At 60.8% G+C, this 13,811-nt stretch carries 15 protein-coding genes; all 15 read right to left on the bottom strand.

All coding sequences use genetic code 11. The features are described 5' to 3' along the window. Nucleotides 1-48: 48 nt before the first annotated feature. The 15 genes from AC06G5_RS07725 to AC06G5_RS07655 all read right to left on the bottom strand — a co-directional run bounded on the left by AC06G5_RS07725 (nt 49) and on the right by AC06G5_RS07655 (nt 13,760). Nucleotides 49-837, bottom strand: a complete 789-nt coding sequence (locus AC06G5_RS07725) for a protein phosphatase CheZ (RefSeq protein WP_413425175.1) — start codon at nt 835-837, stop codon at nt 49-51. A 21-nt stretch (nt 838-858) separates the two neighbouring features. Then, the gene (locus AC06G5_RS07720) at nt 859-1,230 is read right to left on the bottom strand and encodes a chemotaxis response regulator CheY (RefSeq protein ID WP_003183998.1); all 372 of its coding nucleotides are present in this window, start codon (nt 1,228-1,230) and stop codon (nt 859-861) included. 167 nt (nt 1,231-1,397) lie between these two features. Beyond that, nucleotides 1,398-2,138: an RNA polymerase sigma factor FliA gene (gene fliA / locus AC06G5_RS07715; protein WP_007894214.1), complete on the bottom strand. Its 741-nt coding sequence runs from the start codon at nt 2,136-2,138 to the stop codon at nt 1,398-1,400. Further along, nucleotides 2,135-2,965: a flagellar synthesis regulator FleN gene (gene fleN / locus AC06G5_RS07710; RefSeq protein WP_008001746.1), complete on the bottom strand. Its 831-nt coding sequence runs from the start codon at nt 2,963-2,965 to the stop codon at nt 2,135-2,137. The genes fliA and fleN overlap by 4 nt, the downstream gene beginning before the upstream one ends. 116 nt (nt 2,966-3,081) lie before the next feature. Then, nucleotides 3,082-4,410 carry a flagellar biosynthesis GTPase FlhF gene (gene flhF / locus AC06G5_RS07705; RefSeq protein WP_413425172.1) on the bottom strand — a complete coding sequence of 443 codons (1,329 nt, stop codon included), beginning with the start codon at nt 4,408-4,410 and terminating at the stop codon, nt 3,082-3,084. Between the two features lie 11 nt (nt 4,411-4,421). Then, nucleotides 4,422-6,551, bottom strand: coding sequence for a flagellar biosynthesis protein FlhA (gene flhA, locus AC06G5_RS07700; protein WP_413425170.1), 2,130 nt, complete (start codon nt 6,549-6,551; stop codon nt 4,422-4,424). A 211-nt stretch (nt 6,552-6,762) separates the two neighbouring features. Next, nucleotides 6,763-7,902, bottom strand: coding sequence for a flagellar biosynthesis protein FlhB (gene flhB, locus AC06G5_RS07695; protein WP_480459214.1), 1,140 nt, complete (start codon nt 7,900-7,902; stop codon nt 6,763-6,765). Nucleotides 7,903-7,905: 3 nt separating this feature from the next. Further along, entirely contained in the window at nt 7,906-8,688 is a 783-nt protein-coding gene (gene fliR, locus AC06G5_RS07690) for a flagellar biosynthetic protein FliR (RefSeq protein ID WP_413705436.1), read from the bottom strand. Between the two features lie 3 nt (nt 8,689-8,691). After that, nucleotides 8,692-8,961 (bottom strand): flagellar biosynthesis protein FliQ, encoded by a 270-nt coding sequence (gene fliQ / locus AC06G5_RS07685; protein ID WP_413425164.1) that lies wholly within the window; start codon nt 8,959-8,961, stop codon nt 8,692-8,694. Continuing rightward, nucleotides 8,958-9,716 (bottom strand): flagellar type III secretion system pore protein FliP, encoded by a 759-nt coding sequence (gene fliP, locus AC06G5_RS07680; RefSeq protein ID WP_413425162.1) that lies wholly within the window; start codon nt 9,714-9,716, stop codon nt 8,958-8,960. Before fliP ends, fliQ begins: the two co-directional genes overlap by 4 nt. After that, nucleotides 9,716-10,129 carry a flagellar biosynthetic protein FliO gene (gene fliO / locus AC06G5_RS07675; RefSeq protein WP_413425183.1) on the bottom strand — a complete coding sequence of 138 codons (414 nt, stop codon included), beginning with the start codon at nt 10,127-10,129 and terminating at the stop codon, nt 9,716-9,718. Before fliO ends, fliP begins: the two co-directional genes overlap by 1 nt. A 30-nt stretch (nt 10,130-10,159) precedes the next feature. Next, a complete protein-coding gene (fliN, locus tag AC06G5_RS07670; RefSeq protein ID WP_057398370.1) occupies nt 10,160-10,606 on the bottom strand; it encodes a flagellar motor switch protein FliN in 447 nt (148 codons plus the stop codon). A 66-nt stretch (nt 10,607-10,672) separates the two neighbouring features. After that, complete coding sequence (gene fliM / locus AC06G5_RS07665; RefSeq protein WP_007983373.1) at nt 10,673-11,641, bottom strand: flagellar motor switch protein FliM; 969 nt, start codon at nt 11,639-11,641, stop codon at nt 10,673-10,675. A gap of 9 nt (nt 11,642-11,650) precedes the next feature. Continuing rightward, nucleotides 11,651-12,154: a flagellar basal body-associated protein FliL gene (gene fliL, locus AC06G5_RS07660; RefSeq protein ID WP_413425160.1), complete on the bottom strand. Its 504-nt coding sequence runs from the start codon at nt 12,152-12,154 to the stop codon at nt 11,651-11,653. A gap of 229 nt (nt 12,155-12,383) precedes the next feature. Continuing rightward, nucleotides 12,384-13,760: a flagellar hook-length control protein FliK gene (locus tag AC06G5_RS07655; protein ID WP_480459213.1), complete on the bottom strand. Its 1,377-nt coding sequence runs from the start codon at nt 13,758-13,760 to the stop codon at nt 12,384-12,386. Nucleotides 13,761-13,811 lie beyond the last annotated feature (51 nt).

The following is a 13,811-nucleotide window of genomic DNA, read 5'->3' as shown; positions in this document are numbered from 1 at the left end:
GGGTGTGCTCCTAACAGACAGGTCTAAAAACCTAAAATGCCTAAAATTCTAAAACCCCAGGCTGGATAACAAATCGTCCACATCGTCCTGACCGGACACAACGTCTTCTCTTTTATCGGCATGAATCTGCGGACCTTCACCCTGAGAGAGATGTTTTTGTGGATCTTTTTCAGCAAGCATCGCTTCACGGTCATGTTCGATGCCCGCAAAGCGGTCCACCTGACTGGCCATGAGCACGAGCTTGAGCAGGTTGCTTTCAACTTCGGTGACCAACTGGGTCACGCGCTTGATCACTTGCCCTGTGAGGTCCTGGTAATCCTGGGCGAGCAGGATGTCGTTCAGGTTGCCCGACACCGCGCGATTGTCCGTGCCGCTGCGCGCCAGGAACCCGTCGACCCGCCGGGCCAGTTCACGAAACTCCTGCGCCCCGACTTCGCGACGCATGAAACGCCCCCAGTCCGTGCTCAAGGCCTGGGCTTCATCCGCCAGGCCATTGACCAGTGGCGTGGCACTTTCCACCAGATCCATGGTGCGGTTGGCCGCAGCTTCGGTCAGCTTGACCACATACCCCAGACGCTCGGTGGCATCGGTAATCTGCGACACTTCTTCGGCTTGCGGCATGTGCGGGTCAATCTGGAAATTGACGATCGCGCTATGCAGTTCGCGAGTGAGCTTGCCCACTTCCCGATACAGGCCGCGGTCACGGGTCTGGTTGAGCTCATGGATCAATTGCACCGCGTCGCCGAACTTGCCCTTTTCAAGGCTTGCGACCAATTCGACGGCGTGTTTTTTCAGGGTCGATTCGAAATCGCCCAATGAGGTTTCGTTATTGTCCATAGCTCCCCCGTGGCGCACTCATCAACCGATGCGTTCGAAAATCTTCTCGATTTTTTCTTTCAACGCCTGGGCCGTGAAGGGTTTGACCACATAGCCGTTAACGCCGGCCTGGGCCGCTTCGATGATCTGCTCGCGCTTGGCTTCAGCGGTCACCATCAGCACCGGCAGATGCTTGAGCTTTTCATCGGCACGCACGTGGCGCAGCAGATCGATACCGGTCATGCCAGGCATGTTCCAGTCCGTTACCAGAAAGTCGATGCTTCCGCTGTTGAGCACCGGAATGGCGGTAGTGCCATCGTCGGCCTCGACGGTGTTGGTGAACCCAAGGTCACGCAGCAGGTTCTTGATGATCCGCCGCATCGTTGAGAAGTCATCAACGATGAGGATTTTCATGTTCTTGTCCAATTCGACCTCCAAGCAGTCTTAAACGCGCCCAGCACCTGGACGCGCCATTTCAATCAATCCGGCAAAGCACTCAATGACTGTCTGGAGCACAACAGATCGCGACTGGCGCAGTTCAACACCACACCAGCCTCGTTCGCAGTGTCCCCACACTGCCTTCAGCGCGCTCGCCACTCCCCCAAACGCCCCCGCAAACGGGCCGCGCACTGGCTGTGTAACTGGCTGACCCGCGATTCGCTGACCCCCAGGACCTCACCGATTTCCTTGAGGTTCAACTCTTCGTCGTAGTACAGCGCCAACACCAGTCGCTCACGCTCCGGCAAATTGGCAATCGCATCCGCCAGCGCAGCCTGGAAGCGTTCATCTTCCAGATCGCGTGACGGCTCGAGATGAGCACTCGCGCCATCCTCGTGCAGCCCTTCGTGTTCGCCGTCCTGCAACAGATCGTCGAAACTGAATAACCGGCTGCCCAGGGTGTCGTTCAAAATTCCGTAGTAATCGTCGAGACTCAATTGGAGTTCGGCCGCAACCTCGTGATCTTTAGCGTCACGGCCGGTTTTCGCTTCAATCGAGCGAATCGCGTCGCTGACCATGCGCGTATTGCGGTGAACCGAACGTGGCGCCCAGTCCCCCTTGCGCACTTCATCGAGCATGGCGCCGCGGATTCGAATGCCCGCGTACGTCTCGAAACTGGCGCCTTTGCTGGCGTCGTATTTGGTCGACACTTCAAGCAGGCCGATCATCCCGGCCTGGATCAGGTCTTCGACCTGGACACTGGCCGGCAAGCGCGCCAGCAGGTGGTAAGCAATGCGTTTAACCAGCGGCGCGTAACGCTCGATCAGCTCGTACTGCGCATCACGCGCCGATTTCTTGTAGAGGTTGTAACCGCTTGCTGTCATAACACGGGTCCTGCTGTTTGCTGCACGAGGCGCTCGACGAAAAACTCCAGGTGCCCGCGCGGGTTGGCAGGCAGCGGCCAGGTATCGACTTTCTGCGCGATGGCCTTGAACGCCAGCGAGCACTTGGAACGCGGGAAAGCCTCGTAGACGGCGCGCTGTTTCTGCACAGCCTTGCGCACGCTTTCGTCGTAGGGCACAGCGCCGACGTATTGCAGGGCGACGTCGAGGAAGCGATCCGTGACCTTGGTCAACTTGGCGAACAGGTTGCGCCCTTCCTGCGGGCTCTGGGCCATGTTGGCAAGGACGCGGAAGCGGTTCATGCCGTAGTCGCGATTGAGCAACTTGATCAAGGCGTAGGCATCGGTAATCGAGGTCGGCTCGTCACACACCACCAGCAGCACTTCCTGGGCTGCGCGAACGAAACTGACTACCGAGTCACCTATGCCCGCAGCGGTGTCGATCACCAATACGTCGAGGTTGTCACCGATATCACTGAAGGCCTGGATCAGGCCGGCGTGTTGCGCAGGACTCAGATGCACCATGCTCTGAGTGCCGGATGCGGCCGGAACGATACGGATGCCGCCTGGTCCCTGCAGCAGTACGTCGCGCAGTTCGCAGCGGCCCTCGATCACGTCGGCCAGGGTACGTTTGGGTGTCAGGCCCAGCAGAACGTCGACGTTCGCCAGTCCCAGGTCGGCGTCCAACAGCATGACGCGCCGGCCAAGCTCAGCCAGAGCCAGGGACAAGTTCACTGACACATTAGTTTTCCCGACGCCACCTTTGCCGCCGGTCACCGCAATCACCTGTACGGGATGCATGCTGCCCATGTTATTTCTTTACCTTGTCTTGCATAGACGGAGGCCACATTACTGGCTGCGCGTTCGCAATCGGAACAATGCATGGCAGACCATCGATGTAGGTACAAAAACTGTTCATTACTACCTTAGCCAACCTGCTTGGTTTGGCTGTGGTAAATATCAGCGAACATGTCAGCCATGGCTTCTTCGCTGGGTTCTTCCTGCATTTGCACGCTGACGGCGCGACTGACCAACTGATGACGGCGCGGCAGATGCAAATCATCCGGGATCCGCGGGCCATCGGTCAGGTAGGCCACGGGTAACTCATGACTGATGGCCAGGCTCAACACCTCGCCCAGGCTTGCCGTCTCATCCAGTTTAGTCAGGATGCAGCCAGCTAGCCCGCAACGCTTGTAACTGTGGTAAGCGGCCGTTAGAACCTGTTTCTGGCTGGTGGTTGCCAGAACCAGATAATTTTTTGAACGGATGCCGCGACCGGCCAGGCTTTCGAGCTGCATGCGCAGGGCCGGGTCGCTGGCCTGCAGGCCCGCGGTATCGATCAGCACTACGCGCTTGCGCAGCAAGGGTTCCAGCGCCTGCACCAGCGACTGGCCCGGGTCGACGTGGGTCACCGACACGTTGAGAATGCGCCCCAGGGTCTTGAGCTGCTCCTGGGCACCGATGCGGAAGCTGTCCATGCTCACCAGCGCAATGTTCTGCGCGCCGTACTTGAGCACGTAACGGGCAGCCAGCTTGGCCAGGGTGGTGGTCTTGCCCATGCCGGCAGGGCCGACCATGGCGATCACTCCGCCCTCTTCCAGCGGCTCGACTTCCGGGGTAACGATCATGCGCGCCAGGTGCGCCAGCAACATGCGCCACGCCTGACGAGGTTCTTCGATTTCCGTGATCATTGCCAGCAGGTCGCGCGACAGCGGGCCAGACAGGCCAATGCGTTGCAGGCGACGCCAGAGGTTGGCCTGGTCCGGACGACTGCCTTGCAGCTGATTCCAGGCCAGCGAGCCAAGCTGTACCTCCATGAGTTCGCGCAGGCTGTTGAGCTCGAAACGCATCGAGTCGAACGCGCGCGGGTCTACGCCACCGGACGCTGGCGCAGCGGCCGGTGCAGGGCGACGGGGCTCGGCGTACGTCGGCTCGATCAGCGGCTCGGCGGCGGTCAATGGCAAGCCGGCGAACAACTGGCGGTTGGTAGCATTGTCGCTCTCGCCATCGCCACGCAGGCTCAATTCGGCCTGGGCGGTGACGATCCGCGACTGAGTCTTGCGCAGCTCGTCTTCGAGCTCCATGTTCGGAACCCGCGGCGCCAGCGCCGACAACTTGTAATCCAGCGCAGCCGTCAGCTCGACACCCCCGGCGATCCGGCGGTTGCCAATAATGGCGGCATCAGCGCCCAGCTCATCGCGAACCAGCTTCATGGCCTGACGCATATCGGCGGCGAAAAAACGCTTAACTTGCATAAACCACTACCTCAGCCGTTGGGCCCTACTGTCGCAACGATGGTCACTTGCTTGTTGTCAGGAATTTCCTGGTAAGCCAACACATGCAAACCCGGGACTGCGAGTCGGCCAAATCGCGAGAGCATCGCGCGAACCGGACCGGCCACCAGCAGAATTACCGGCTGACCTTGCATCTCCTGACGCTGCGCCGCGTCGATCAACGAGCGTTGCAACTTCTCCGCCATGCTTGGCTCCAGCAGAACGCCCTCTTCCGAGCCTTGTCCTGCCTTCTGCAGACTATTGAGCAATATCTGTTCCAACCTTGGCTCCAGCGTGATGACTGGCAGCTGCGACTCAGTGCCTACAATGCTTTGGACGATTGCGCGGGATACGCCAACACGCACGGCAGCCACCAGCGCGGCGGTATCTTGACTCTTGGCGGCATTGTTGGCGATGGCCTCGGCAATGCTGCGGATATCGCGAACAGGCACTTGTTCGGCCAGCAGCGCTTGCAGCACCTTGAGCAACTGCGACAGCGAAACCACGCCCGGCACCAGCTCCTCGGCCAGTTTCGGCGAGCTTTTGCCCAGCAATTGCATGAGCTGCTGCACTTCTTCGTGACCGATCAGCTCACTGGAATGCTTGTAGAGTATCTGGTTCAAGTGGGTAGCCACTACTGTACTGGCATCGACCACCGTGTAACCGAGGGATTGCGCCTGGGCGCGTTGGCTGATTTCGATCCAGACCGCCTCCAGGCCGAAAGCCGGATCTTTGGCGGTAATGCCATTGAGCGTGCCGTAGACCTGCCCCGGGTTGATCGCCAGCTCGCGATCCGGGTAAATCTCCGCCTCGGCCAGGATCACCCCCATGAGGGTCAGGCGATAGGCGCTTGGCGCCAGGTCGAGGTTGTCGCGGATATGCACGGTCGGCATCAGGAAGCCGAGATCCTGGGACAGCTTCTTGCGCACCCCCTTGATCCGCGCGAGCAACTGGCCACCCTGGTTGCGGTCCACCAGTGGAATCAGGCGATAACCCACTTCCAGGCCGATCATGTCGATGGGCGTCACATCATCCCAGCCAAGCTCCTTGGTTTCCTGGGCGCGGGCCGGCGACGGCAGCAGCTCCTGCTGGCGCTTGACCTCTTGCAGGGCCTGCACCTTGGCGACGTTCTGCTTTTTCCAGAACAGGTAAGCGCCGCCAGCCGCCAGGGCCGCCATGCTCAGGAACGAGAAGTGCGGCATGCCGGGCACCAGGCCCATGACCGCCATCAGGCCCGCCGCCACCGCCAGCGCCTTGGGCGAGGCGAACATCTGGCGATTGATTTGCTTGCCCATGTCTTCCGAGCCGGAAGCACGGGTCACCATGATCGCTGCCGCTGTCGATAACAACAGTGATGGCAATTGCGCCACCAAACCGTCACCGATGGTCAACAACGCATACACCTTGCCGGCGTCGGCGAAGTTCATGTTGTGCTGGAAGATACCGACCGCCATACCACCGATCAGGTTGATGAACAGGATCAACAGGCCGGCAATGGCGTCACCCCGGACGAATTTGCTGGCACCGTCCATGGAGCCGTAGAACTCGGCTTCCTGGGCCACTTCCGAGCGGCGGGCCTTGGCTTGGGCCTGATCGATCAGGCCGGCATTGAGGTCGGCGTCGATCGCCATCTGCTTGCCGGGCATCGCATCGAGGGTGAAACGCGCGCTTACCTCGGAAATCCGCCCCGCACCCTTGGTCACCACGACGAAGTTGATGATCATCAAAATCGCGAAGACCACGATACCGACCACGTAGTTACCGCCGATCACCACCTCGCCGAACGCCTGGATCACCTTGCCGGCCGCCGCATGACCGTCCTGGCCGTGGAGCATCACCACCCGCGTGGAGGCCACGTTCAACGCCAGGCGCAACAGCGTCGCCACCAGCAGAATGGTCGGAAACACCGCGAAATCCAGCGGGCGCAAGGCGTAGACGCACACCAGCAGCACGACGATGGACAGCGCAATGTTGAAGGTGAAGAACACGTCCAGCAGGAACGGCGGCACCGGCAGCATCATCATCGCCAGCATGACCAGCAGCAACAGCGGCACGCCCAGATTGCCTCGACTGAGGTCGGCAATGTTGCTGCGGGCACTGTTGATTAACTGAGAGCGATCCACCGGTTTTCCCCGTTCCTTTAAAGCAAACTTTTGACGCCTGAAGCGGGCGCAGAGCGGCTACTGCAAGAAGCTTTCCAACTTTTGCAAAGGGAGAAATAGAGCGATTTTTCAGGGGGATATGTGTTGCCTGGGCAGGCCTCTTCGCGAGCAAGCCCGCTCCCACAGGACCTCGTCGAACCCGGCGATGGGGCCGTCAGCGACAGCGCGAAACTCAGGAATCGCGGCGCAAATCCGGCGGAATCGGCAGATCATCCTTGAGCGGATCCGGCCGCTTGCCTTTACCCGCCCTGTATTGGCGAATCTGATAGACGTAAGCCAGTACCTGCGCAACCGCCAGATAGAGCCCGCCGGGGATTTCCTGCTCAAGCTCGGTGGAGTAGTAGATCGAGCGCGCCAGCGCCGGGGATTCCAGCAACAGGATCTCGTTGGCCGCCGCGATTTCACGAATCTTCAGGGCCAGGAAGTCGGTCCCCTTGGCCAGCAATACCGGCGCACTACCCTTTTCCGGGTCGTACTTGAGCGCCACGGCGTAGTGCGTCGGGTTGGTGATGACCACGTCGGCCTCGGGAATGGCGGCCATCATCCGCCGCTGGGACATCTCGCGCTGCAGCTGTCGAATTCGCTGCTTGACCTCCGGCCGCCCCTCTTGATCCTTGTGCTCGTCACGCACTTCCTGCTTGGTCATCAGCAGTTTCTTGTGGCTTTCCCAGAGCTGCACCGGCACGTCCACCACAGCGATGAGGATCAGCCCGCAGGCCATCCACAAGGTGCTCCAGCCCACGACTTGCAGGCTGTGAATGATGGCCATGTCCAAGGGTTCATGGGCGATACGCAGCAGGTCATCGATGTCCGACGACAACACCGCCAGCGCCACGAACAGAATGATGATGAACTTGGCCAGGGCCTTGAGCAGTTCGACCAGCGACTTGGTCGAGAACATGCGCTTGAGCCCGGGGACGGGGTTCAAGCGGCTGAATTTGGGCGCCATGGAGCTCGCCGCGAACAGCCAGCCCCCCAGGGAAATCGGCCCGATGATGGCGGCCAGCACCAGCGTGATCATCACTGGCTGGATCGACCAAAGGGCAATTTGCCCCGAACGCATCAGGTAGGTGGCCATGGAGCGCTGATCCAGGATCACTTCCCGCGGCAGCGAGAAGTTGATGCGCATCAGCTCCATCATGTCCTGCGCCATGGCGCCGCCAAAAATCAGCAACGCCGAGGCACCGACCAGCATGATCGCCAGGGTGTTGAGCTCCTTGGACCGTGCGACCTCGCCTTTTTCACGGGAGTCCTGCTTGCGTTTCTCCGTGGGGTCTTCTGTCTTGTCCTGACCGCTTTCGCTCTCAGCCATGACTCAGCGCGCCCGTGCCATTTCGCGCAACAACTGCAAGGCCTCGGAGGCCAGCGGTTGGTACTGATTGAGAATGTCCGCCAGCCCGACCCAGACGATAAACAGCCCAAGCACCAGGATCAGCGGGAAGCCGACAGAGAAAATGTTCAGTTGCGGCGCCGCCCGGGTCATGACGCCAAACGCGATGTTGACCACCAGCAGCGCGGTAATCGCCGGCAGCACCAGCAACAACGCCGAACCGAGCACCCAGCCGAGCTTGCCGGCCAGTTCCCAGTAGTGGTTGACCATCAGGCCGCCACCCACCGGCAACGTGGTAAAGCTCTCGGTGAGGATCTCGAACACCACCAGATGACCGTTCATGGACAGGAACAGCAGCGTCACCAGCATGGTGAAAAACTGCCCGATCACCGCCGTCGATACGCCGTTGGCCGGGTCGATCATCGAGGCGAAGCCCATGCCCATTTGAATGGCGACGATCTGCCCGGCCACCACAAAGGCCTGGAAGAACAACTGCAAGGAAAAGCCCATCACCGCGCCGATGAGGATCTGCTCGGCGATCAGCAACAACCCGCTAAGGTCCAGGGGATTGACCGGAGGCATCGGTGGCAGGCCCGGCGCGATGACCACGGTAATGGCCAATGCGAAATACAGGCGGATGCGCCGAGGCAGCAAGGTCGTGCCGAACACCGGCATGACCATCAGCAAGGAGCCGACGCGAAACAGCGGCAACATGAACGTCGCCACCCAGGTGCTGATCTGCGTATCGGTCAGCGCAAGCAGTGACATGGTTTAGCCGATGACCTGAGGAATGCTGCCGTACAGCTGAATGATGTAGTCCATGAAGGTCTGCACCAGCCACGGACCACCGACGATCAGCGTCACCAGCATCACCAGCAGGCGCGGCAGGAAGCTCAGGGTCTGTTCGTTGATCTGGGTGGCGGCCTGGAACATCGCCACCAACAGCCCCACCAGCAGGCTCGGAATCACCAGCACGGCGACCATCATGGTGGTCAACCACAGGGCTTCGCGGAAAATGTCTACGGCGACTTCAGGGGTCATGGCGAGACACCACCGAAACTGCTGGCCAGGGTGCCGATGATCAACGCCCAGCCATCCACCAGCACGAACAGCATGATTTTGAACGGCAGGGAAATGATCAGCGGCGACAGCATCATCATACCCATGGCCATGAGCACACTGGCCACGACCAGGTCGATGATCAGGAACGGAATGAAGATCATGAAACCGATCTGGAACGCCGTCTTGAGCTCGGAGGTCACGAAGGCCGGCACCAGGATGGTCAGCGGCGCCTGATCCGGCGTCGCGATGTCAGTGCGCTTGGACAGGCGCATGAACAACTCCAGATCACTGGTACGGGTCTGGGCGAGCATGAAATTCTTGATCGGCACCTGCGCCTTGGCGACGGCATCCTGGGCCGTCAGCTTTTCCGCCAGATACGGCTGCAAGGCGTCCTGATTCACCCGGTCGAACACCGGCGCCATGATGAACAGGGTCAGGAACAGTGCCATGCCGGTGAGGATCTGGTTCGACGGTGTCTGCTGCAGGCCCAGGGCCTGGCGCAGGATCGAGAAGACGATGATGATCCGGGTGAAACTGGTCATCAGCATGACAAACGCCGGGATAAAACTCAGCGCGGTCATGATCAGCAGGATTTGCAGGCTGACCGAGTATTCCTGCGCACCCTGCGCATTGGTGCCCAGGGTGATGGCCGGGATCGACAGCGGATCGGCGGCGAATGCCAGCGGCGAGGCCAGCATCAGGGCCAGCGTCAAGACGATGCGTAGCGCACCCATTACTTCTTATCCTTCTGATCTTTACCCAGCATCTCCAACAGGCGCTGGGCAAATTCCGGCGTCGGCTTCTCGCTACTCGGCACTTGCACCGGCTCCTTGAGAACGTGCAGCGCAGTAATGCTGCCCGGGCTCAGGCCGAGCAGAATCTGCTCGTTGCCAACCTGCACCAGCATCAGCCGGTCGCGAGGCCCCAGTGCGCGGGAGCCGACAATGTCGATCACCTGCCCCTTGCCGGCCGGTCCGGCCTGCTGGACCCGACGCAGCAACCAGGCGAGGAGGAAGATCAGCCCCAGCACCAGCAGCAGGCCGAACACCAGTTGCGTCAGTTGGCCGCCCACACCACTGTTCACCGCTGGCGCAGCAGCCGTGGTCGCCGTTGCAACCGGTTCGGCCGCCAGCACGCTGAACGGCATGACCAGCACAGCCCCCAGAAGCTTTTTCACTCAGCGCAGCTTCTTGATGCGTTCGCTTGGGCTGATCACGTCCGTCAGGCGGATGCCGAACTTCTCGTTGACCACCACCACTTCGCCGTGGGCGATGAGCGTGCCATTGACCAGCACGTCCAGCGGCTCGCCGGCCAGGCGATCAAGCTCGATCACCGAACCCTGGTTCAGTTGCAGCAGGTTGCGGATGTTGATGTCGGTGCTGCCCACTTCCATGGAAATCGACACCGGGATATCGAGGATCACGTCCAGGTTCGGGCCTTCGAGGCTCACCGGATCGTTGTTTTTCGGCACGCTGCCGAACTCTTCCATTGGCAGGCGGTTGGAGGCGGAGCTGCCGGAATCGGCGGCCAGCAAGGCGTCGATGTCGGCCTGCCCGGCATCACCGGTTTCTTCCAGGGCCGCAGCCCACTCATCGGCCAGAGCCTGGTCGTCTTGGGTGTTCATATTGTCAGTGTCCTCGGCGAGCAAAAGTTCAGAATTCGGTTATTCGCGAATGGGTACCAGCGCCAGTCAACGGCGCTCGATCGGCTCGATCACTTGCAACGCCAGGTTGCCCTTGTGTGAGCCCATCTTGACCTTGAAGGCCGGCACGCCGTTGGCGCGCATGATCATTTCTTCCGGCATCTCGACCGGGATCACATCCCCCGGCTGCATGTGCAGGATGTCGCGCAGGCGCAACTGACGACGAGCCACCGTTGCGCCGATCGGCACGTCGACGTCCAGCACGTCCTGGCGCAGGGCATTGACCCAGCGTTCGTCCTGGTCGTCGAGGTCCGACTGGAAGCCGGCGTCGAGCATTTCGCGCACCGGCTCGATCATCGAGTACGGCATGGTCACGTGCAGGTCGCCGCCGCCGCCATCGAGTTCGATGTGGAAGGTCGACACCACGATGGCTTCGCTCGGGCCGACGATGTTGGCCATGGCCGGGTTCACTTCCGAGTTGATGTACTCGAAGTTGACTTCCATGATCGCCTGCCAGGCTTCCTTCAAATCGACGAAGGCCTGCTCCAGCACCATGCGCACCACGCGCAGCTCGGTCGGCGTGAATTCACGCCCTTCGATCTTGGCGTGCCGGCCGTCACCACCGAAGAAGTTGTCCACCAGCTTGAACACCAGTTTGGCGTCGAGGATGAACAGCGCGGTGCCACGCAGGGGTTTGATCTTGACCAGGTTGAGACTGGTCGGCACGTACAGCGAGTGCACGTATTCGCCGAACTTCATCACCTGCACGCCGCCGACCGCTACGTCTGCCGAGCGCCGCAGCATGTTGAACATGCTGATGCGGGTATAGCGGGCGAAACGCTCGTTGATCATTTCCAGGGTCGGCATGCGTCCACGGACGATGCGATCCTGGCTGGTCAGGTCATAGCTTTTGACGCTACCGGGTTCGGCAGCGTTTTCAGTCTGTACCAGACCATCGTCGACGCCATGCAGCAGCGCGTCGATCTCATCCTGGGACAGCAGGTCCTGCACGGCCATGTCGTGTTCCTACTGCAGTACGAAATTAGTGAAAAGCAACTGTTCGACCACCACTTTGCCGAGCTCTTTCTGCGCTACTTCCTGCACGCTGGCGGTGGCTTTCTGCCGCAGCATTTCCTGGCCGACCGGCGACGCCAGGGTCGCAAAGTCCTGCCCGGAGAACAGCATGACCAGGTTGTTGCGGATCACCGGCATGTGAACCTTGAGCGCATCCAGATCCGCCTGGTTGCGCGCGAGCATGGTGATGCTCACTTGCATGTAGCGCTGGCGACCGTTCTGGTTGAAGTTGGCCACGAAGGCCGGCGCCATCGACTCGAAAATCGCTGGCTGCTTGCCGACGGGAGCCGTCTCCGCCACGGCGGCGGCAGGCTTGCTCTGAGCGCTGTGCATGAAGTACCAGGTCGCCCCCACGGACACACCGATCGCCAGCAGCAGGGCCACCGCGATCACGATAATCAGCTTGAGTTTGCCTTTGGTTGCGGGGTCTTTTACTGCTGCGTCGCTCTTCGCCATGCCAATAATCCGTCACTATTCGGGTTTTCACAGTCGCACGGCAAGGCAAGAGCAAGTGTTATGCCAGAACGGTTGGGAGGGAGATGGGTGGACAGACGCCTTTTTGAAGAGCACCGCCAAACAAATGTGGGAGCGGGCTTGCTCGCGAATGCGTTGTGACAGTCAACATCAATGTTGAATGTTAAACGGTATTCGCGAGCAAGCCCGCTCCCACAGGGTTTATGTTTGATCAGGCGTAGTAGTCGACGGCGCTGGAGCCGATCACGCTGGTAGCCGTTGCGGCAACTTCTGTGATGCTCGGGGCGATTTCGTCATCCATGGTTTCAAGACGACCACCACTGGCGCTCGTTCGCCCGCTCTGGCCCTGTTGAGCCTGCTCCTGTCCCTGCTGCGAACCACGAGACTGGTCCGAAACATTGACATCGACCTGCCCCATGCCCTGCTGCGCAAACATGTCGCGCAAGCGATGGACCTGGCCGTCCAGCGCCTCGCGGACTCCCGGATGCGCACTCATGAACGTGACCTGGGTCTGCTGGTCGGGAACCATGTTCACCCGAATGTCCAGGCGTCCCAGCTCGGCGGGCTGCAACTGGATGTCCGCCGCCTTGAGATTGGCGCTGGACAGGTACATGACCCGGTTCACCACTTCTTCGGTCCACCCGCTCTGATGCATGGCGATCGGCTGGTTCACCGGCAAGGCATTGGCGGTCTTCGGAGTGGCCGCCTGGGTCAGCGCTGCCAGGCGGTTGGCGAAATCGTCGACACGGGTGTCGCTGCTGGCGGACTTGAGATCCTTCAGACCGTCATCGAGCAAGCCGCTGAAAGCCTTGTCGTCCCCCTGACCCGTGCTGCTCTTGTCGCCCTGAATATCCAGCATGGTCGCCATGCCGGCGGCAAAGTTTTGCGCTGGCGTCAGTTCACCGTCAGCCTGGGCCTGGGCTTGCGCCGGTGTCGGTGCAGACTTGGGCTGCGCCTGGCTGGACGCCGAGACATGACCGCTCTGCTCCATCGCCAGACGCACCGCCGGCAATGCGTCGAGCGGATCGGCTTCGGGATCGAAATCGCCGTCGGTGCCGGTCGGTGCCGGAGCGTTTGCAGCCGTGATCGCCGCAGCAACCGGTGCTTCAACCACTGGCTGCGCTGCTTCGGCCACGGCAGGCGTTGTCGGCACCGGCGCTGGCGCAGGCATCACTGGCTGTACGGTTTGCTGCAATGAGGGATCAAGCGCCGGATCGACCGGCGCAGCATCGACGACCAGCGCCGGGGCGGCATCCGAGGCATCATCGCCGGCTGTCTTGTCGTCAGCCTGCAGCGGCTTGTCGGCAGGCAAGGATTTGCCGCCATCGGCAACCACCGGTTCCTCGGCGGCAGACTTGTCGTCGCCAGCGTCTTTTTTTCCGGCGACATCGGAGGCTTTGTCACGACTCGTCCTGGATGAGGCATCCGCCACCGCATTGGGCTTGCCCTGTGCCTGATTGGCGTAGACATGAGCGAAGCTTGCGGCCTTGTCCCCGGGCTCAGCGGTCAGCGCCGGAGGATTGGCGGAGGCGGCTTGAGTCTTGGCCTGTACGGCAGCCTGAATAGGAATATTGGGGGTAACGGGCATTTAACGGTCTCCGCTGCACTGGGATCGTAGGTACAGTCGGGAGAGTTGAAT

The organism is Pseudomonas sp. WT-JTC, from assembly GCF_056711565.1.
The sequence above is the reverse complement of the archived record's forward strand: the minus strand, read 5'-3'. Positions and strand labels throughout refer to the sequence as shown.